Origin of the sequence: Altererythrobacter sp. B11, from assembly GCF_003569745.1 — a bacterium.
In the GTDB taxonomy this organism is placed as follows: domain Bacteria; phylum Pseudomonadota; class Alphaproteobacteria; order Sphingomonadales; family Sphingomonadaceae; genus Croceibacterium_C.
The window spans coordinates 1,158,004-1,178,033 of the sequence record NZ_AP018498.1 but is presented as its reverse complement, the minus strand read 5'-3'; the positions used below and the strand labels follow the sequence as shown (position 1 = coordinate 1,178,033).

The 20,030-nt window shown below is 64.0% G+C and carries 14 protein-coding genes, 1 riboswitch and 1 other annotated feature; of the genes, 9 read left to right on the top strand and 5 right to left on the bottom strand.

Annotated features, from left to right (window positions below; translation table 11 throughout):
* Positions 1-37 precede the first annotated feature (37 nt).
* The 4 genes from ptsP to AEB_RS05555 are packed head-to-tail and all read left to right on the top strand — an operon-like array spanning position 38 to position 6,757.
* A complete protein-coding gene (gene ptsP / locus AEB_RS05570) occupies positions 38-2,587 on the top strand; it encodes a phosphoenolpyruvate--protein phosphotransferase (RefSeq protein WP_119082298.1) in 2,550 nt (849 codons plus the stop codon).
* On the top strand, positions 2,584-3,570 hold the full coding sequence (gene pfkB / locus AEB_RS05565) for a 1-phosphofructokinase (RefSeq protein WP_172593011.1): 987 nt from the start codon (positions 2,584-2,586) through the stop codon (positions 3,568-3,570). The genes ptsP and pfkB overlap by 4 nt, the downstream gene beginning before the upstream one ends.
* Positions 3,567-5,294: a PTS fructose transporter subunit IIC gene (locus tag AEB_RS05560; RefSeq protein WP_119082297.1), complete on the top strand. Its 1,728-nt coding sequence runs from the start codon at positions 3,567-3,569 to the stop codon at positions 5,292-5,294. Before pfkB ends, AEB_RS05560 begins: the two co-directional genes overlap by 4 nt.
* 26 nt (positions 5,295-5,320) lie before the next feature.
* Positions 5,321-6,757, top strand: a complete 1,437-nt coding sequence (locus AEB_RS05555; RefSeq protein ID WP_231958927.1) for a carbohydrate porin — start codon at positions 5,321-5,323, stop codon at positions 6,755-6,757.
* 444 nt (positions 6,758-7,201) lie between these two features.
* Here the strand turns inward: AEB_RS05555 and AEB_RS05550 are convergent, their stop codons facing one another.
* Positions 7,202-8,089, bottom strand: a complete 888-nt coding sequence (locus AEB_RS05550; protein WP_145985269.1) for a LysR family transcriptional regulator — start codon at positions 8,087-8,089, stop codon at positions 7,202-7,204.
* Positions 8,090-8,229: 140 nt separating this feature from the next.
* On the opposite strand from AEB_RS05550, the gene AEB_RS05545 reads away from it, so the two are divergent.
* From AEB_RS05545 to AEB_RS05525, 5 genes are all read left to right on the top strand, one after another.
* Positions 8,230-10,590, top strand: coding sequence for a TonB-dependent receptor (locus AEB_RS05545; protein WP_119082295.1), 2,361 nt, complete (start codon positions 8,230-8,232; stop codon positions 10,588-10,590).
* A gap of 58 nt (positions 10,591-10,648) precedes the next feature.
* Positions 10,649-11,554 carry a formylglycine-generating enzyme family protein gene (locus AEB_RS05540; RefSeq protein ID WP_119082294.1) on the top strand — a complete coding sequence of 302 codons (906 nt, stop codon included), beginning with the start codon at positions 10,649-10,651 and terminating at the stop codon, positions 11,552-11,554.
* A gap of 109 nt (positions 11,555-11,663) precedes the next feature.
* Positions 11,664-13,889, top strand: coding sequence for an arylsulfatase (locus AEB_RS05535; RefSeq protein WP_231958926.1), 2,226 nt, complete (start codon positions 11,664-11,666; stop codon positions 13,887-13,889).
* Between the two features lie 166 nt (positions 13,890-14,055).
* The gene (locus AEB_RS05530) at positions 14,056-14,559 is read left to right on the top strand and encodes a hypothetical protein (protein ID WP_119082292.1); all 504 of its coding nucleotides are present in this window, start codon (positions 14,056-14,058) and stop codon (positions 14,557-14,559) included.
* A 253-nt stretch (positions 14,560-14,812) separates the two neighbouring features.
* Positions 14,813-14,868: a sequence feature (sul1 is cis-regulatory element that is thought to sense ions involved in sulfur or methionine metabolism; They are found in Alphaproteobacteria), on the top strand.
* A 64-nt stretch (positions 14,869-14,932) separates the two neighbouring features.
* Entirely contained in the window at positions 14,933-16,426 is a 1,494-nt protein-coding gene (locus AEB_RS05525; RefSeq protein ID WP_119082291.1) for a SulP family inorganic anion transporter, read from the top strand.
* Positions 16,427-16,470: 44 nt separating this feature from the next.
* Here AEB_RS05525 and ribH read toward each other — a convergent pair whose 3' ends face one another.
* From ribH to ribD, 4 genes are read right to left on the bottom strand one after another with little or no spacing between them, the layout of a single operon-like run.
* A complete protein-coding gene (ribH, locus tag AEB_RS05520) occupies positions 16,471-16,926 on the bottom strand; it encodes a 6,7-dimethyl-8-ribityllumazine synthase (protein ID WP_119082290.1) in 456 nt (151 codons plus the stop codon).
* Positions 16,919-18,139 (bottom strand): 3,4-dihydroxy-2-butanone-4-phosphate synthase, encoded by a 1,221-nt coding sequence (ribB, locus tag AEB_RS05515; protein ID WP_119082289.1) that lies wholly within the window; start codon positions 18,137-18,139, stop codon positions 16,919-16,921. The genes ribH and ribB overlap by 8 nt, the downstream gene beginning before the upstream one ends.
* On the bottom strand, positions 18,115-18,726 hold the full coding sequence (locus AEB_RS05510; protein WP_119082288.1) for a riboflavin synthase: 612 nt from the start codon (positions 18,724-18,726) through the stop codon (positions 18,115-18,117). Before AEB_RS05510 ends, ribB begins: the two co-directional genes overlap by 25 nt.
* A complete protein-coding gene (gene ribD / locus AEB_RS05505; protein ID WP_119082287.1) occupies positions 18,707-19,750 on the bottom strand; it encodes a bifunctional diaminohydroxyphosphoribosylaminopyrimidine deaminase/5-amino-6-(5-phosphoribosylamino)uracil reductase RibD in 1,044 nt (347 codons plus the stop codon). The genes AEB_RS05510 and ribD overlap by 20 nt, the downstream gene beginning before the upstream one ends.
* 84 nt (positions 19,751-19,834) lie before the next feature.
* Positions 19,835-19,984: riboswitch (FMN riboswitch) on the bottom strand.
* Positions 19,985-20,030 lie beyond the last annotated feature (46 nt).

The window sequence follows — 20,030 nt, the reverse complement described above, 5'->3', positions numbered from 1 at the left end:
TTCTCAAAATAACGACGTAGAGATCGTGGAGAGTAGGATGTTGGCAGATAGCGCTCGGGTCCGCGGTGCCGAGGGCACCACCCATGTCAGAATCGGGGCTGAGGCCGCGTCGAAAGAGGATGCAATCCGGCAAGCCGGCCAGATCCTCGTCGCGGCCGGCACGGTCGAGGCCGGATACGTCCAGTCGATGCTGTCGCGGGAGGACGTGGCCAACACCTTCCTGGGTTCAGGCGTAGCCATCCCGCACGGATTGAAGGAAGATCGCGCGCTGGTTCGCCACGATGGCATTGCCGTGCTGCAGGTGCCGGACGGCGTCGAATGGAATCCGGGGCAGACCGCCCGCCTCGTGGTGGGCATCGCCGCCAATTCGGACAGCCATATCGCCATTTTGCGGCGGCTGACCCGACTGATTCAGGACGAAGCCCGGCTCGAAGCGCTGATCGCGAGCGACGATCCCGAAGCGATCGCCCGCGCGCTCGAAGGCGAGGAAACCGCCGCCGCGCCCGCCGAGGCGGCTACCGATTATGCGCAAACCGCGGAATGGACGGTCGATTATCCCGCCGGCCTTCACGCCCGCCCCGCTTCGGCCTGGGTGGAGACGGCGAAGGGCACCGAGGCGCGCCTGCGAGTGCGTCATGGGAATTATGTGGCCGATCCGCGCAGCCTCATATCGCTGCTCCAGCTTGGATTGCGCGAAGGCGACCGGCTGATACTCTCTGCCGAGGGGACGGATGCACGCGCGGCGCTTGACGCGCTGGTGAAGACCGCGCGCAACCTCACCGCGCGTGAGCGCCGCGACGCAGAACTCGCGGCGGAGAAGCAACGCGCGCCAGTGACGGGATGGAAGCCGGAAGGGGATATAGCTATGATCGCCGGTGTCGCGGCCAGCCCCGGCATCGCCATCGGCACCATCCACGTCCTCGCCGCGCCCGATCTCGACGTGCCCGATACGCCGGTCGATCTCGTCGCTGGCGGGGCCGAACTTGACGAGGCGTTGACGCGCACGCGCGCTCAGATGAAGTCGCTGATCGATGATACGACGCGGCGGCTGGGCGCTTCCGATGCCGCGATCTTCCGTGCCCAGGCCGAACTGCTCGACGATACCGACCTCATCACACTCACCTGTCAGCTGATGGTGCAGGGCCACGGCGTCGCATGGTCTTGGCACGAGGCGGTGGGGCGCGTGGCCGGCCAGCTTTCGGCGTTGGGCAATCCGGTGCTCGCGGCCCGGGCCGCCGATCTCCACGATGTCGGCCGCCGGGTACTCGCGCAGATCGACTCGTCGCTCGCCATAGGAACGTCGGACGACCTGCCCGACGAGGGCGCCATCCTGGTGGCATCGGACTTGTCTCCGTCAGATACTGCGACGCTCGATCCCGCGCGTGTGGCCGGCATCGCCACCGTGCTGGGCGGGCCGACATCGCATAGCGCCATCCTCGCGCGCACGCTCGGACTGCCGTCGGTGGTCGCGGGCGGCGCGCGGCTGCTGGGAGTGGCATCGGGCACCACCGCCATCGTCGATGGTGATGGCGGGCGGGTGTGGATCGATCCGACAGAGGCCGATCTCGCTTCCGCGCGGGCGTGGATCGCTGCGCAGCAAGAGCGCCGCGCCGCCGAAGAGGCGGAACGTGGTCGCCCGGCAACGACCACGGACGGCGTGCAGATCGAAATCGCGGCCAATGTGAACCGTCCCGATCAGGTGCCCTTCGCGCTCGCGCAGGGGGGCGAGGCCGTGGGCCTGATGCGCACCGAATTCCTGTTCCTCGAAGCGCGACACAGCCCGGACGAGGACGAACAATATGCGACCTATCGCGGCATGATCGATGCGTTGGAAGGTCGGCCGCTGATCGTGCGCGCGCTGGATATCGGCGGCGACAAGCAGGTGCCGCATCTCGACCTGCCGGAAGAGGAAAACCCATTTCTTGGCGTGCGCGGCGCGCGGCTGCTGCTGCGCCGGCCTGATCTGCTCGATCCGCAATTGCGCGCGCTTTACCGCGCGGCAAAGGACGCGGGCGCCGATGGCGGCGGCCTGTCGATCATGTTCCCGATGATCACATCGGTATGGGAACTGGTGCGGCTGCGCGCACGGTGCGAGGAGATTCGCGCAGCGCTGGACGCGCCCAAGGTCCCCGTGGGCATCATGATCGAGGTTCCCGCGGCAGCCGTGCAAGCGCGCGCACTGGCGCAGCATGCCGACTTCTTCTCGGTCGGCACCAACGATCTCACCCAATATGCGCTGGCCATCGATCGCCAGAACCCGGAGCTTGCCGCCGAGGCGGACAGCCTGCACCCTGCTGTGCTCAACCTCATCGCAACCTGCGTGGAAGGTGCGAAGGCCCATGGCCGCCCGGTGGGCGTATGCGGCGGGATCGCCGGCGATCCCTTCGGCGCGGCGTTGCTGGCGGGGCTGGGCGTCGGCGAATTATCGATGACCCCGCGCGATATTCCTGCGGTGAAAGCGCGGTTGCGCCGCGCCGCGATGGCCGAACTGCGCGACCTGGCGCAGCGCGCCCTCGCCGCGTCCGATCCGGGCGAGGTGCGCGCGCTCGACGAACAGAACATTGGCGCAGCGGGAAGCTGCGAATGAACATCCTCACCGTCACCCTCAACCCCGCCATCGACGAGACGGTGGTGTTGGACCGACTGGAAGTCGGCGCGGTCCACCGCGCGCGTCAGGTACGCCAGAATGCAGGCGGCAAGGGCGTGAACGTCGCCTCCTGCCTCGCCGACTGGGGTACGCCCGTCGAGGCACACGGTTTGCTGGGGGCGGACAATGCCGCTTCCTTCGATGCGCTGTTCGCGGCCAAGGCTATCGGGGATCGGATGATCCGGATTCCGGGCTCGACCCGCGTCAATCTGAAGATCGTCGACGATGCCGGAACCACAGACATCAACATGGCAGGCATCGCGATTGATGGGAAAGTCGCGCACGAAATGACGGAGGCCCTGCGGCGCCGGCTGCAGGCGGGCGACCTTCTGATCCTCTCGGGCAGCTTGCCGCCCGGCGCGCGCCCCGATCTTTACGCGGATATCACGGCAATGGCGAAGCGCGCGGGCGCCCGCGTGCTCCTCGATACCAGCGGTACACCCTGGCGGCTCGCGCTCACGGCGGACATCCTGCCCGATGCGGTGAAGCCGAACCGACACGAGCTGAGCGAATGGCTCGGTCGGCCGATCGAGACACGCGAAGACCTGCTGAAGGCCGTCGACCGCCTGCGCGCGGACGGAGTGGAACTGGTGGTGATCTCGGCCGGCGAGGACGGGGCGCTGTTCGCCTCGAATGAGGGGGCGCTCACGGGCCGACTCCAGATTGGCGACCTCGCCAGCACGGTGGGCGCGGGCGATGCGATGGTGGCGGGTATCGCCGCCGCACTCGCCGAGGGCGCCGGCCTCGAACGGATCGCTCGACTTTCCACCGCTTTCGCGGTGGCGAAGCTGGGCATGGCCGGGCCGAACCTGCCTGAATTGGGCACCGTGCAGGCCCTGGCTCGGGAGGTGGTGGTCGAATGGCTTCCCGGGCCGGCGCAAGCGCTCAACGATCGGCCGGGTGAACGGGGAGAGAAAAAGTGAGCCGATATTATGCCATCGTCGACGATGCGCAGGCGGGCGTGCGCGCCTTTCTGGCGGCCGAAGCCCTGCGCCAAGCCGCGCAAGGGAGCGGACGCGCCATTACTGTCGAAGTACGCAGCGAGCAGGGCGTGGTCGGCGCTCTTCCCGACGGCGCGCCCACCCATGGGGACGTTCTGGTGCTGGTCGGACCTGCCGGGGCGGGCGACGAAGCGCTCGCCGCCCGCGCCGATCGCCATCTCACGCTCGATGCCGTGCTTGCCAATCCCCAGGGCGCCCTTGGCGATCCGAGTGACTATGCTGCCGAAGCGGCGACCGGAAAGCGCATTGTCGCGGTGACGTCCTGCCCCACCGGCATCGCGCACACTTTCATGGCGGCCGAGGGGCTGCAGGAAGGCGCGGAGCGGCTGGGCCATGATATCCGCGTCGAGACGCAGGGGTCGGTCGGCGCGGGCACGCCGCTCACCGCCGAAGAGATCGCAGCCGCCGACATCGTCATCATCGCCGCCGATCGCGAAGTGGACCGGGCGCGCTTCGCCGGCAAACGGGTCTTCACCTCCAGCACCAAGCCCGCCATTTCAGGTGGCGCGCAGCTAATCGAGCGCGCGCTGACGGAGGCGCAGACGCAAGCCGGAGTGGTGGCGGAAGCGACTGCGGCAGATGCCGGCGGGACTGCCCGCGAGCAGGAACGCACCGGGCCGTACAAACATCTGATGACGGGCGTCTCCTTCATGCTGCCCTTCGTGGTGGCGGGCGGCCTCCTTATCGCCATGGCCTTCGCGCTTGGCGGCATCGACGTCAACGCCGAGGCGGCGCGAGGCACCTTCGCGAATGCGCTGTTCCGGATCGGCGCGGAAGGCGCGTTTGCGCTGTTCGTGCCGGCGCTGGCGGGATACATTGCCTTTTCCATCGCCGACCGACCCGGCATCGCGCCGGGCATGGTCGGCGGGTTGCTCGCCAATTCGCTGGGCGCAGGGTTCCTGGGCGGGATATTGGCCGGGTTCGTGGCGGGATATGCCGTTCACTGGCTGAACCGTATGATCGTCCTGCCCAAGAATCTGCGCGGACTAATGCCGGTGTTGGTGTTGCCGGTGCTGGGCACGTTCGCGACCGGGCTGCTGATGATCTATGTTGTCGGCACCCCCGTCGCCTCGGCGGTCGCTCTGCTCACCGAATGGCTCCGCGCAATGCAGGGATCGAGCGCTCTCCTGCTCGGCGCACTGCTGGGGGCGATGATGGCGCTCGATATGGGCGGCCCTGTCAACAAGGCTGCCTATGCGTTCGCTATCGGCGTACTCACGAGCGGCATTTACGGACCGATGGCGGCGGTAATGGCCGCCGGCATGTGCCCGCCGCTGGCCGCGGCGCTCGCGACGCGGCTGTTCAGGAGCCGCTTCTCGCCCGAAGAGCGCGAGGCCGGTGGCGCCGCGGCGGTGCTCGGGCTCGCCTTCGTCACGGAAGGGGCGATCCCCTTTGCCGCTCGCGATCCCTTGCGGATGATCCCCGCCTTTATCGGCGGCTCCGCGCTTGCGGGCGCACTGTCCATGGCGCTGGGCGCGCAATTGCGGGTGCCGCATGGCGGCGTGTTCGTGCTGCCTATCCCCGGCGCCGTCACCCATCTGGGGCTCTACACCCTTTCGATCCTGGCAGGCACGCTATTGAGCGCGGTGCTGATCGGCCTTCTCAAGCGCACCGCGCCCCCCGCAGCAATCGAAACGGCGATGTAATTCCGCTTCCTTCTCGGAGATAGCTCATGACCGTATCCATCCTTCACGGCGCCCGTGGCGGCGCCGACGCCCCCGGCTTGCCTGCGCGAATGGCTGCGGCGCTGATCGCTGCCGCCGCGCTCGCCCTGCCCTCGCCCGCGGACGCCCAGACGACGCAGGACAAGGACACCAGTACGGTTTCCGACCCGCAGCAACCGTTACAGCCGGCCTTGCCCACACCCGGATCGCAAGAAGTCGAGCCTTTCCAGCCCTTCGCTGATGCGGGTATCACCCTTGCGCTGAACTATACCGGCGAAGCGGCCGCCAATCCCATCGGCGGTCTGCGGCAAAGCGCGGCCTATGCTGGGCAGGTCTATGTCGGTGCGGATCTGGACATGGACCGGATTGCCGGCATCGGCGGCGCGACCATCCATGCGGCGGTGACCAACCGGCACGGGGAAAGCCTGTCCGCGCTGGCGATCGGCAACAACACGTCGGTGCAGGAAATCTTCGGTACGCAGAATACCCATCTCGCCATCCTCACCTGGGAACAGCAATTGCTGAACGGCCGCCTGACGGTGGAAGCGGGCAAGAGTCAGGCGAACATCCATTTCCTGAATTCGCCGCTCTATTGCAATTTTCAGAGCAACGCGGTCTGCGGCAACCCGACCTTCGTGTTCAAGAACAGCAATTTCACCTACTTCCCGGCGTCGAGCTGGATGGCGCAGGCAAAAACGCGGATCGGCCGCGATTTCCACGTCCATGCCGGGATTTACGAAGTCAATCCCGAGCGCAAGCGGCCCGACGATAACGGCTTCACCTTCAACCTGCGCGGGGCGACGGGCTACATCGTGCCATGGGAGGTTGAGTATCGACCCGCCGATCTGGGCGGCACCGGTCTGCCGGGAAGCTATATCATCGGCGGCTGGATCGACCGGGGCGACTATGCCGATCCGCTGCTGGACGATGCGGGCGGCATCGCCATCCTATCCGGCCGCGCTCCGGCGACCCGCAAGGGCCGCTCGGGCATCTATTTCCGCGCGCAGCAGCAGGTCACCGGTCAGGGCGGCGACGATCCCCGCGGGCTTTCGCTGTTCGGCGTGGCGATGACCAATCTTTCAGGCCGGGTGGAGCTCAGCCATTTCCTCGATTTCGGCATCGTGCAGACGGGCACCTTTGCCGGGCGCGACCGGGATACGATCGGCTTCGTCATCAGCGACCAGCGCTTCTCCGATCTGGCGATGGAGCGCATGCGCTCGGCGCGCGTTGCGGCGGGCGGCGATAGCGATATCAACCGGCATCAATATATGTTGGAGCTGGCCTATGGCGTGCATCTGACGTCCGCGATCCGCGTCTCGCCCAATATCCAGTACATCCTCCATCCCGATCAGACCGGCGCGCCGGAACGGACCCGAGACATTCGAGACGCGCTGGTACTTGGCTTCAAGTTCACCATTGACGCACCGACGCTGCTGGGCCGCTGACGGTGACCACTCCGCCTGACCGGATTCATCACTGAAACCATGTAAATGGCTTTCCCCGGCGCGAAGCCGATCTGCACGTCGTTCAGTGCAGGCAACAAACGCGCCAGTTCCCTCATGCGGTGCGCTTATTGCTGTCGACGAACGGGTCGTTACGCGCCGTGCCCTGAACATAGCCCGCCGCCAGTGCGCACAGATCGGCCTCGCCTAGCCCCACCGGTCGTGTAGGCGGCCCCAAGCCGATCTTTACCATATCACTTGGCTAGCACGCGCAGAAGGGGCCTGTCCTGGCGCCATGATCTGTTTAGCCAGCGCCATCTTCACCTCGAAACGCACACCACGCCTTAGCCTCGCGGCCCGGCACAAGTCGGCGTCTCGACGGAAGTGCCGGGCTAGCCGTCAGCCACGTGACCACTTTGATAACCCGGTCGCCAGCTTGCAATCTCATCAAAATGTGTGGTTCTTGATGATGCGTTTCGCCACGCTCAGAACTCTTCCGTGCATGTCATCGGAACTGTCCTTAGCGCATGCAAAAGTCACCCAGAATTTGGTATCTTCATTTTCAATCTTCACGATCTTTCCACTCGCGACAGCCTCGCGCGCATGGTGATCCAAGAGGAAGGTCTTTGCGCCCTTCGTCAGGGCTTCCTCTATGATTTGCTCGGTAAAAACCTGCGCCTGGATCAGAACATCGTTCATACTCCTGGCGTTGATCTCCCTCATGCAAATCTCATTCAAATCGTGATTGAAGCTCGGCGTGACCGAGGGAATGTCCTTGAGTGCTAAAGAACCGCTCATATACAGGGGATGCAACGCCGCCGGAATGTATATCGAAGCCCGCGCTTCTTTGAGTTGCGAAAAGCTGATCCTTTCGTGACTCTGGGCGTACATCCTCACAATCGCAAAAGATTTTCTGTTAGATATCAGTCTGCTCAATATTTCGGACGTTGACTCCAAAATCGTAAACCTGACATTGCTAGGCCGCAACTCCTCGATGATTGTTGCGATGTTAGGCTTGATGAAGGTTTGAAAGAAATACGGCCGTGTAATGAATTCCAGCTCGCGGTCCTCCATTGAAGGCTTCGCACACGAGCGCATCTTTCGCTGCAAAAGGACCGCTTCATTTGCAACTGCGAGTGTTTGCTGGCCCTCTTCCGTAAGAGCCGGAGACTTTCCAGCCGCCCGCCTGAACAACGCAGCGCCACAGACCCGTTCCAATGCCTTGATTTGCTTGCTCACAGATGCTTCGCTTATCTCCAGAGCATCAGCGGCACGGCGGAATCCCCCTTCCCTCACCACCGCCAGAAACACTTCCATCTGTCGGATCGTCGCCAAGCCTCTACTCCCCGCTGACAGCCTTTTGGTTATCACCGTGATAGTGCTTTAGTACATTGCTTCACAAGCGATTTGTCCCGAACTGACGATCAAACCGCCACACATATGCAAGGCGGAGATCAATACATGGGGGAGATTTCGTGATCACGTTCCAGACTCTGCTTGTGCGCGCCAGCGTCGCTGCAATCGCCGTATCCGCCGTCACGCCTGCCATCGCGCAGGAACAGGCGCCGGTGGAGACTTCGGCAGACGATGCAACTTCGGGCGTCAACGATATCGTTGTGACGGCCCAGTTTCGGTCCCAGCGCCTTCAGGATACGCCGATCGCAATCACGGCGATGGATAGCGCCATGATGGAGGCGCGCAGCTACACCACGGTAACCGATCTAACCAACAGCGCCCCCAACGTCGTCCTGAAACCTACGACATCGGCCTTCGGCCCCGGCGCGGCGATCTATGTTCGCGGTGTCGGTCAAGCGGATACCAATTTCGCTTATGAGCCGGGCGTCGGCCTCTATGTCGATGACGTGTATCATGGCACTGTGTTTGGGTCTCAGCTCGATCTGCTCGATCTTGAGCGGGTCGAAATTCTCCGCGGCCCGCAGGGCACCCTGGCCGGCAAGAACTCGATCGGCGGTGCGGTGAAGCTGTTCACCAAGAAGCCGTCAGGTGAAGGCGGCTTCATCGAAGCGACGACGGGGAGCTTCGACCGGCTCGATTTTCGCGGAGCAGCCGACTTCAGCATCGTACCGGACAAGGTGTATGTGCGCGTGTCGGGCGCAACGCGGAGCAAGGAAGGCTATCTCGACCGGCTGGATTTTGGCTGCGTCAATCCGAACAACGGTGTGTTCCCGCGCTCTGCAGCGGCCGGCAAGGATTGCGTGATTGGTCATGAAGGCGGCACCAAATACACCGCCGGGCGTATCGCCCTGCGGTGGATCGCCACCGATGACATCGAGGTCAACTTGGCGGCCAGCCGATTGGTGGACGATTCTGAACCCAGCGCGACGAAGTTGCTGGCCATCTCCGTATCGCCCGTGCTCACGCCGGGCGTTCCGGACCGCAGCGTCTTCATCACGGGAGCTGAGGATTACTCCAACTACGCGACTTACACGACGCCGGCCTTCACCGATGCCGGCGGCACGCATGACACTGTCGTATGGCAACCGAACACCCGCCTGCGCACCTGGGAAGCGTCTGGTACGGTCGACTGGAATCTGGGGCCGGACCTCGCCCTCAAGTCCATCACCTCCTACCAGAGCATTTCTGGGCGCTATGGCACGGACTTCGACACCACGCCCTTCGGCATCAACACCGGGAACACCACCAACCGCCATCATCAGTTCACGCAGGAAGTCCGCCTGAACGGCACTAGCCTGTCAGACCTGCTCGAATGGACGGTGGGCGGTTTCTACTACAAGGCTACCAGCTACATCGAGGGCGGCAGCATCATTGCCCCGGGCGCTGCGTTCTCTTCGGTATTTTATTCCGACGATACCATCCCGGCGCGCAGCATATCTGGTTTCGCGCATGCCACAGTGCATGTCACCGATCGGCTCAATCTGACGGGCGGGATACGCTACACCGACGACAGGAAGGATTACCGCTTCCGCCGCCTGAACCCGTTTGATCCGAGCGAGACAAGCTATACCGCTCAGCGACTGATTGATGGTGCGGAAGGCAATTTCCGCGGCAAACGATGGGATTATCGGGCCAATATCGACTATCGCCTGACCGACGATCTGATGGTCTATGCGCAATTCTCCACGGGCTTCCGCGGTGGCGGCGTCAACCCCCGCCCCTTCGTGATCGAGCAGGTCGTTCCGTTCCAACCGGAATCGCTCGATGCCTATGAGGTTGGGTTCAAGAGCGATCTGTTTGGCCGGGCAGTGAGATTGAACGCCTCAGCCTTCATCAACAATTACAAGGATATCATATTCTCCAACACTGCGCCGACAGTAGTCAACGGGGTCGTCCTCACGCCGCAGAATGCAACGCCGACCAATGCGGGAGACGCACGCTTCAAGGGATTCGAGGCCGAACTCACTGCGAAGCCGATCGACCACCTCTCGATCGACGGGAGCGTCAGCTATCTCGACTTCCAGTTGACCCGGCTGGGCGCGGAAGGTGCCACGATCGCAGGGGTGACGATCGACTCCATCGCGCCGTTCGTCACCGAATGGAAGGTAAGTGCCGGTGCGCAATACGATTTCCTGATCGGGCGGGCGGGCACGCTGACGCCGCGTATCGACATGGCATACCAGTCTTCGTTCTTTACGAACGCCGACAACAATCCGGCCTCGCTGGTGCCGGCATATACGATGCTCAACGGCCGGGTGACCTGGCGATCCTATGATGAGGACTGGACGGTCTCGCTTGCGGTCACGAACCTGACCGACAAATTCTATTACCAGAATAAGACCCGCCTCCCGATCGGGCTGGTTATCGGCACTCCTGGCGCTCCTCGGGAATGGTCGCTCACGGTGCGGCGGGCGTTCTGACCCCCTTCCTGCCGCCCGGCCCTCCCTCCGGGCGGCAGGATCACCTGAGGATATTTTCATGCAGTTGATACCCGGCGGAATATTTACGATGGGCTCCGACAATCACTATCCGGAGGAAGCTCCGGCGAGAAAAGTGAAAGTCAGTTCGTTCTGGTTGGATACTCACCCGGTCACCAATGCTGAATTTGCAGCCTTTGTCGCGGACACCGGGTATGTGACGACTGCTGAAACGGCACCTAAGCTGGAAGACTATCCTGATGCGGACCCATCGCTTCTGCGACCAGCTTCATCGCTCTTCGTGCCGCCTCAGCAGCCCGTTCCATTGCATAATCCGTTTGCATGGTGGCGGCTCGAGGCCGGCGCCTCGTGGAAGCACCCCTATGGTCCGGACAGCGATATAGAGGGGTTGGCCGACCATCCGGTGGTTCATGTCTCTCATGAAGATGCCAGCCAATACGCCGAATGGGCCGGCAAGCGCCTCCCTACCGAAGCAGAGTGGGAACGCGCGGCCAGAGGCGGCCTTGAGGGAACAGCTTATGCATGGGGAGAAGAACTGACCCCCGGCGGCAAGATGCTCGCCAATTTCTGGCAGGGTTCGTTCCCCTGGCAAAACAGCCTGGAAGACGGATACCTGCGCACCTCCCCGATCGGAACATATCCGGCCAACCCCTTCGGCCTCTACGATATGATCGGGAATGTGTGGGAATGGACTTCGGACTGGTATGCCGAAGGCGCAGCGGTCGCCACGGGCCCCGGGTGTTGTGTGCCTGAAAATCCGCGCGGCGGCGAACGGGACCGAAGCTATGAAAACGGCACGACCGGCTTTCCGCGCAAGGTACTGAAAGGTGGATCCCACCTGTGCGCTGAAAACTACTGCCGCCGCTATCGACCAGCCAGCCGCTACCCGCAGACGATAGACACCTCCACCAGCCACATCGGTTTTCGCTGCGCACGTGATGCTTAGCGAAATGGCCAGGTGACAAGAACGAGAGACAGAGATGATGCCCCTGAAGTCACGAATTGCCCGTATCGCCGGTTCTACCGCACTTTCACTTGTCGTGGCTCACGCAGGCATGGCCGTGGCCAAGGATGGCACCACCCGCGACGAAGCACCCCATTGGCGCTATTTCGAAGAGCCAAAGCGCGCCCCGAAGGGCGCGCCGAACGTGCTGCTGATCATGACGGACGACGTCGGCTTCGGATCGGCCAGCACCTTCGGCGGGCCGATCCCCACCCCAACCTTCGACGCACTCGCGAAACGCGGCCTCAAGTACAACGAGTTCCACACGACGGCGATGTGTTCTCCGAGCCGGGCTGCCCTGCTCACCGGCCGGAATTCCCACGCGGTTGCCACCGGTGCGATCACCAATGTCGCCATCGATGAACCGGGCTACACTTCCGTCATCCCGAAGAGCGCCGCAACGATAGCCCGCGTTCTTCACGATAACGGCTATGATACCGCATTCTTCGGGAAGAACCACAACACCCCGGTGTGGGAAACCGGACCGATGGGGCCTTTCGATCGCTGGCCGAACGGATGGGGTTTCGATTACTTCTATGGCTTCAATGCAGCCGCCAGCGACCAGTTTCGCCCTGAACTGATTGAAAATCGCAATGCGATAGAACCGCCCGCCTCCGGCGACTACATTTTCGACAAGGACATGACCAATCACGTGCTCGACTGGCTGCACGTGAAGTGGAGCCAGAAGCCGGATAATCCGTTCTTCGTCTATGTGTCGCCCGGGACCATGCATTCGCCCCATCAGGCGCCAACCGAATGGATTGCCCGTTTCAAAGGCAGCTTCGACATGGGCTGGGACGAGCTGCGCCAGCAGATCTTCGCCCGGCAGAAGAAAGCTGGCATCATCCCTGCCAATGCGGTGCTGACCCCGCGGCCCGATGCCTTGCCCGCCTGGGACAGTCTCAGCCCGGAAGCAAAGCGGACCTATGCACACCAGATGGAAGTCGCGGCCGCTCAGCTGGCCTATTTCGACTATCAGCTGGGCCGCGTGATCGACGAGCTGGAGGCGAACGGCCAGCTCGACAACACGATGATCATCTATCTGCAGGGCGACAACGGCGCCAGCATGGACAGCCGGCGGGGCGCGGTTCAGGAATTGCAGAGCCTGATCGGGATCGAGCCTTCGGAAGAAGAACTGATCGAGACATGGAGCGAGAACGGCACGCCCCACAGCTACTCGAACTATAACGCCGCATGGGCATGGGCGCAGAACGCACCCTTCCAGTGGGGGAAGCAAATCGCTTCCCACCTCGGCGGCTTGCGCGATGGGTTGGTGATCAGCTGGCCCCAACGCATCAAGGCCACCGGGCAAGTGCGCAGCCAGTTTCACCATGTGATCGACATCGCGCCGACCATCTACGAAGCGGCGGGCGTAACCCCGCCGACTGAGGTCGACGGCGTGAAGCAGCAGCCAATTGACGGCGTCAGCATGGTCTACAGCTTCGCCAATGCCGCCGCCCCTTCCACCCGGCGGGAGCAGTATTTCGAGATGCTGGGCAACCGGTCCTATTACAAGGATGGCTGGATTGCATCGACGACCCCGCCGCGCGCGCCGTTCGACAGGTCGACCACCCCGCTCGATCCCTCGAAATTCGAGTGGGAACTGTACAACCTGTCGCAGGACTATTCCCAGTCTCGCAATCTGGCCGCTCAAAATCCTGCGAAGCTCGCGGAACTGCAGCAAGGGTTCGCAGAGGCTGCGAAGCGGTATCACGTCTATCCCATACAGGCTGACCTGATTGGCCGCGTGGGCGCCGGCAAGCGGCCATCGCTCGTCGACGGACGCGATCAGTTCACCTATTATCCGGGACCCGCCCGTTACCCCCAGGGGAATTTCCCGGGCCTCGGTTCCGGGTGGTCGATGCGGGCTTCGCTCACCACCGCCAGCAGTAATGCTGCAGGTCCAGTGGTCATCATCGGTGACGAAGCCGGTGGTGGCGGGCTGATCATCCGCGATGGACGCCCTTCCTACCTGTACAACCCCAGCGGACGCGAGGCAGAGCGTGTTCGCCTGGAGGGCGGGCAGCTCTCGGTGGGGCAGCATGAGATCGCCATTTCGGTGGCGGCAGCGCCGGACATCGGGCCACGAGCGGCGAAGATTTCGATGATCGTGGACGGTAAGGTGGCGCAGTCGGCAGATGTCGCGGTGTACTATCCGCTCCGCGGATCCGGGGTGATCGGGCGCTACAACGTGCGTACGCTACTCAAAGATATGGCCGAACCGGCCATGTCCGAACTCGCAATCGACCGCGTGGTTTTCGAGAAATTACCCCGATAATCGAGGCGTACGCCGGAGTGGGCCTGCACCAGGGCCCGCCCGGCGACACCTCGTCGGTCACTCTCGTATCTTACCGCCGAGGGCCGCGCCAAAGGCACCGGTTATGGAAGTGGCGTCCGCGTTCCCATGCTTGTGACAGGCCCCGGCATCACGCCGGGCTATACCGATGCCGTCACCCACGTTGTGGACGTCCCACGCCACCATCCTGGATCTCGCGAAGGTGGAGAAACCCGCGCAGGTGCCAAACAGCGACGGACAGATGGTTGCACTGGATTCCGTATCGCTTCTGCCCGTCCTGAAGGACGGTGAGGCCAGAACCCGGGATCCACAGACCGGCGTCATCATTTGCGAAACGGTGATTCCGCTGAAGAATCACGAACGCCAGATCGCGTTACGAAATGAAAGGTACAAGCTGCTGAACATCAAAGCGGAAGGCGAAGGCGCCGTCTGCAAATATTACGATGTTACGGCAGATCCGTTGGAGGAATTCCCCATATCGGAGAAAGAAACAGCCGGAGCTTTCGCCGCGACATGCGATCCCAGAACTTTTCCTGCGATGAGAGTTTGGCATCGGTTAAGCGATGGGGCCTCAAGGGTGTGGCGGAGTCGAGCGCCGCAGCTATCGTATCTGGCGCCGCCGCGTGATCGGCTCCCTGCGCTGCCGGTCTAATCGACGGACGCAGGAAGAGTGAATATCAATCTCTCGTGCGCACGGATCCCCCTTTCTGCAGCCTTGCCTATGCGATCCGATTTTCGCCGATCGTTTTTACGTTCGTCCGTCGTTCTTCGGTCTGGCTGGTCTAACCCTTCCCCATCTTCGCCTCCGGACGGGGAAGGACGCATTGCTGACAAGCGTTGCCTCGCTCGCGCCCCGCGCCGGCCTTGCCTTGGCGTAGCGGTTGCGGCTATCAGCGCCGCATTCGCAAGGACCCGGTGCAAATCCGGGTGGCTATCCCGGCCGCCGATCCGCCGGGGAAACTCCACATGCCATCAAAGCAACACCCGTTCCGGGCATCGGCATGTGCTGTGCGCAAGACTGTTGAATGAACAAAATCCTGTCCCGATTCGGCGCCGAATGGGCCGCCGACGCTGGCGAAGCGCGCCGCGATATTCTCGCCGGCGTCGTCGTAGCCTTGGCGCTCATCCCCGAAGCCATCGGCTTCTCGATCATCTCCGGCGTGGATCCCAGCGTGGGGCTCTATGCCTCCGTCGCGATTGCAATCGTCATTTCGCTGCTGGGTGGGCGGCCGGGAATGATTTCGGCCGCGACCGCAGCTGTTGCCGTGGTGGTGGCTCCGCTCGTTCGCGAACACGGCGTCGAGTACCTGTTCGCCGCCACGATCCTGATGGGGATAATCCAGATCGTTGCAGGGTTCCTGCGGCTTGACCTGCTGATGCAGTTCGTTTCCCGGTCGGTCATCACCGGCTTCGTGAACGCACTCGCGATACTCATCTTCCTCGCCCAGATCCCTCAGCTCTCGGGGGTGACGTGGCACACCTATGGGATGGTCGCAGCGGGGCTCGCAATCATCTACCTGTTGCCTCGCCTTACCCGAGCCGTGCCGTCCCCACTGGTGGCGATCGTTGTGCTCGCCGGGCTAAGCATTGCTCTCGACCTGCCGGTGCGCACCGTGGGCGACATGGGGCGCTTGCCCGAAGGCTTGCCCTCCTTAGCCCTTCCGCAGGTGCCCTTCACGCTGGAAATGCTGCGGATCATCCTTCCCTTTTCGCTGACCATGGCCGCGGTGGGGCTGCTGGAATCGATGATGACTGCGCAGATCGTCGATGACATGACCGACACCGAAAGCGACAAGCGCCGCGAATGCGCAGGTCAGGGCGGTGCCAACATCGCCGCGGCGCTGGTCGGCGGCATGGGCGGCTGCGCCATGATCGGCCAGTCGGTCATCAACGTCACCTCGGGCGGGCGAAAGCGGCTCTCCACCTTCACCGCCGGCGCGTTCCTGATGTTCCTGCTGACAGTGCTGGGGCCGCTGGTGGGGCGCATTCCCATGCCGGCGCTGGTCGCCGTGATGATCATGGTTTCGATCGGTACCTTCAGCTGGAATTCGATCCCCAACCTTCGCCGCCATCCACCCACCTCATCTGTGGTGATGCTGGTCACCGTCGCGGTGGTGGTGGCAACGCACGATCTGGCGCAGGGCGTTCTCGCCGGGGTGCTGCTGTCCGGCATTTTCTTCACAGGGAAGGTCCGCCGCATGTTCGCTGTGGAACGCGAGCCGATTAGTGGGGACGGGCCGGTGACCTATCGCGTCCGCGGAGAAATCTTCTTCGCCTCCGTGGACCGCTTCACCCGCGCCTTCGCTCCTGAGGCGGGGCAGCGCGTCACCATCGACGTATCAGCCGCCCACTTCTGGGATATCTCCGCCGTCGCCGCGCTCGACAAGGTCGTCGCCCGGCTGCGCCGCGATGGCTGCCCGATGGAAGTGATCGGTTACAACAGGGCCAGCGCCGACCTGGTCGATCGCTTCGCGCTGCACGACAAGACCGGCTTCGAGCTGGGCGCCGTGCCGCACTAAAGCGCACAGCAGGGACGCCAAGCGGCGCCCCTGCCCTCGCAGTTCTACTTGCCGCGTGCGCGGATCGCCGCGAGCGTCTGCAGCGCGGCGTAGCACGCCTCCGCCGCTTCGCGCCCCTTGTTGTGGGCATCGGCGCGGCTCCGCTCAACCGCCTGCTCTTCCGTATAAACGGTGATGATACCGAAGGTGAGCGGCTTGCCTGTCTCCAGCCCCGCCTGCATCAGGCCGATACTGGCCGCCTGGCTGATATATTCAAAATGCGCCGTATCGCCCTTGATCACGCAGCCCAGGCCGACCACCCCGTCATAGCCGGAGTGGGCTAGCGCCCGGGCGAGCAGCGGGATTTCGAAGGCGCCGGGGGCGCTATGAATGTCGGCGTCCGCCACCTTTACTCCCCGCTCCGCCAGCGCAGCCAGCGCGCCATCGCGCAGGCCATCCGTGACCTCGGGATTGAACTGGCTAACGACCAGCGCGATGCGGGGTTGAATCGGATCAGGCATGATGGTCCTCGGTCGTATGGTCATGGGCAAGCGTGTGGCCGAAGCGGTCGCGCTTGGTGGCAAGATAGCGAGCGTTGAACGGATTGGCGGGAACGATCAATGGCACCTGCTCGCGCACGTCGAGGCCGGCCGCCACCAGAGCGCGCGACTTTTCGGGATTGTTGGTCAGCAGGCGCAATTGCGTGATGCCCAGAGCTCGCAGCATCTGCGCAGCCACGCCGTACTCGCGCGCATCCGGCGCGAAGCCGAGGGCAAGATTGGCCTCCAGCGTGTCGTGCCCCTGATCCTGCAGCGAATAGGCACGCACCTTGTTGGCAAGGCCGATGCCGCGCCCTTCCTGGCTGCGCAGATAGAGCAGCGCGCCGCCCTGCTGATCGATCAGTTGCAGCGCCTCGCGCAATTGCGCCCCGCAGTCGCAGCGCAGCGATCCCAGCGCATCGCCGGTCAGGCATTCGGAATGAACCCGCACCAGCGGCGCATCGCCCAGCGGCGTGCGCAGCAACGCCAGATGTTCCACCCCGTCATGCAGGCCCCGAAAGGCGCGCATTTCGAACGGGCTGGCGGAAAATTCGGTCGGAAGCGTGGAGCGGGCGACTTCCTCCACCAGCACTTCGTTCGCGCGGCGATGCGCAGCGATCTCGGCAATGGTCAGGATCGGCAGGTCATGCTCGCGTGCGAAAGCCCTCAGGTCATCCCGCCGCGCCATGGTGCCGTCATCCTTCATCACCTCGCAGATCACCCCCGCCGGCTGCAGCCCCGCAAGCCGCATCAGGTCCACCGCGCCCTCGGTATGGCCGTTCCGCGCCAGCACCCCGCCCTCCGCCGCGCGCAGCGGGAAGACGTGGCCGGGGGAGGCAATGTGTTGCGGCCCCGAAGCGGGGTCGATGGCTACGCGGATCGTCCGCGCGCGATCATGTGCGGAAATGCCGGTGGTGATCCCCTCGCGCGCCTCGATCGAGACCGTGAAGGCGGTGGAGCGGCGTGCCTGGTTCACGGCCACCATCGGCTTGAGGCCGAGCCGGTCCACCTGCTCCCCGGCCAAGGCCAGGCAGATCAGGCCGCGCCCGAACCGTGCCATGAAGTTGATCGCTTCGGGCGTGGCGAATTCGGCGGCGAGCACCAGATCGCCTTCGTTCTCGCGATCCTCGTCGTCGAGCAGGACGATCATGCCGCCCTGCCGCAACTGGTTCAGGGCCGTTGATAGGGCTGACATAGACGCTCCACATATTTGGCCATCACGTCCACTTCGACATTGACGGCATCGCCCGGCGTCAGCCGGTGCAGATTGGTGTGTTCCCAGGTGTGGGGGATGATCGCCACGTGCAGGTCGCTCTCGCCCTGCCCGGCAGCTTCGACTGCGTTGAGGGTCAGGCTGACGCCGTTGAGCGCGATCGAACCCTTCTCCACGCAGTAGCGGGAAAGATCTTCGGGGACGGTGAAGCGCAGGCGCCATGTCCCCCCGTCTTCACTCTGGCCGGAAAGGCGGGCGAGCCCGTCCACATGCCCCTGCACGAGATGGCCCGAAAGGCGCGAGGAAAGCGTGGCCGAACGTTCAAGGTTGACGAGACCCCCGGTAGTCAGAGCGCCCAGATTGCTTCGCGCCAGTGTTTCCGGGCCGACGAAGAATAGCGCTTCCCCGGCAGCGTCCCGCTCCGTAACGGTCAGGCAAACGCCGTTCACCGCTACGCTTTCGCCCAGATCCAGATCGGGGAAGCCGGTCGCGAGCCGCAGCGAGAGCGAACCCTCCCGCGCCCCGGCGGCCAGCACCGGCGCCGTGCATTCAATAATACCCGAGAACATCCACGCCCCCTTCCGAAATGTCCCCCGCCGCATCACGCCGGCGGACGGAGATCCTGTCACCGCCCTCTGCGGCGGGCAGGCTCTCAATGAGAACGTGCTCATCCCACAGGCCGCGTGACAGCATGGCCTCGGTCACGCGCGGGCCCGCCTCCACCAGCACTTCCAGCGCTCCGGCGTCGCCCAGCGCGGCAAGCGCCTCAGCTGGATCGCGGGCGATGATCGGCACAAAGCCGCGTGCCTGCGCCGCTTCAAGATAAGCCGGCGGCACGCGCCCGCGGCGGTCGAGGATCGCCAGCATCCGGTGCTTGCCGGGATGATCCGCCACATGGCGAACGGTAAGGAGAGGCTCGTCGGCCAGAATGGTGCCGGAGCCCGTCAGAATTGCATCCGCCCTGCGCCGCAGGACATGGGCGAGGCGTAGTGACGAGGAGGAGGTGAAGGTCTTGCTGCCGGCCGGCGGGATCATGCTTCCTTCGCCCGTCACCGCCTGCTTGACGGTCACGAAGGGCAGGCCCGTATGCATCCGGTGCGCGAAGGGCGCGATCAGCCGGTCTGCCGCCCGCTTCAACGATGACGCGCGGGGATCATCCAGCTCGTCGAGGAAATGCACGGCAAGGCCCGCGGCCGCCAGCCGCTCCGCACCGCCCCCGGCGACCTGCGTATTGGGATCGCGGCAGGCGATCCACACCACGCGCACGGGCGTGGCCAGCAATGCTTCGCTGCAGGGCGGCGTGCGTCCATGGTGGTTGCAGGGTTCCAGCGTAACGACTGCAGTGTGGACCTGCGGGGTCGTGCCGTTGGCGCGGCAGGCTTCGATCGCCAGCGCCTCCGCATGGGGGCCGCCCGCCTTCTGATGCGCCGCGGCGGCCAGTTGCCGCCCCTCGTCGTCGAGCAGCACACAACCGACCGGGGGATTGGGTGCGGTGGCGCCTTCAAAGGCACGCGCACACTCGATCGCACGCGCGAAGGCATCGGCAATCCATGCCGCCCCCGCCTGCTTGTCGAGTGTCTCGAACCTGCCCATGCCGCTCCGACTCAAACAACGGACGCAGCCCAGGGCGCATGACAGCACTGGCACGCCTCCCATAGGAAGGCGCGCGCCAGCCATCATCGTTCTCTTCCATCCGGACTATACCGTCGGCCCCGGAGTCACACCGGGTCTGCTGACCCCGCAGCCTAGGCCACGGGCGCTCGCGGGCTGATGCACATAAGCGCAATTACCGCCGGTGGGGAATTTCACCCCGCCCTGAGAACGTCAGCCGGCACATGCCGGCCGCGACCGAGATAGGCAGTGCGGCCGGGAT

Coding starts and splice junctions, on each gene's coding strand:
- ptsP (WP_119082298.1), top strand. CDS start 38: ATGTTGGCAGATAGCGCTCGGGTCCGCGGTGCCGAGGGCACCACCCAT.
- pfkB (WP_172593011.1), top strand. CDS start 2,584: ATGAACATCCTCACCGTCACCCTCAACCCCGCCATCGACGAGACGGTG.
- AEB_RS05555 (WP_231958927.1), top strand. CDS start 5,321: ATGACCGTATCCATCCTTCACGGCGCCCGTGGCGGCGCCGACGCCCCC.
- AEB_RS05540 (WP_119082294.1), top strand. CDS start 10,649: ATGCAGTTGATACCCGGCGGAATATTTACGATGGGCTCCGACAATCAC.
- AEB_RS05535 (WP_231958926.1), top strand. CDS start 11,664: ATGGCCGTGGCCAAGGATGGCACCACCCGCGACGAAGCACCCCATTGG.
- AEB_RS05530 (WP_119082292.1), top strand. CDS start 14,056: ATGCCGTCACCCACGTTGTGGACGTCCCACGCCACCATCCTGGATCTC.
- AEB_RS05525 (WP_119082291.1), top strand. CDS start 14,933: ATGAACAAAATCCTGTCCCGATTCGGCGCCGAATGGGCCGCCGACGCT.
- ribH (WP_119082290.1), bottom strand. CDS start 16,926: ATGCCTGATCCGATTCAACCCCGCATCGCGCTGGTCGTTAGCCAGTTC.
- ribB (WP_119082289.1), bottom strand. CDS start 18,139: ATGTCAGCCCTATCAACGGCCCTGAACCAGTTGCGGCAGGGCGGCATG.
- AEB_RS05510 (WP_119082288.1), bottom strand. CDS start 18,726: ATGTTCTCGGGTATTATTGAATGCACGGCGCCGGTGCTGGCCGCCGGG.
- ribD (WP_119082287.1), bottom strand. CDS start 19,750: ATGGGCAGGTTCGAGACACTCGACAAGCAGGCGGGGGCGGCATGGATT.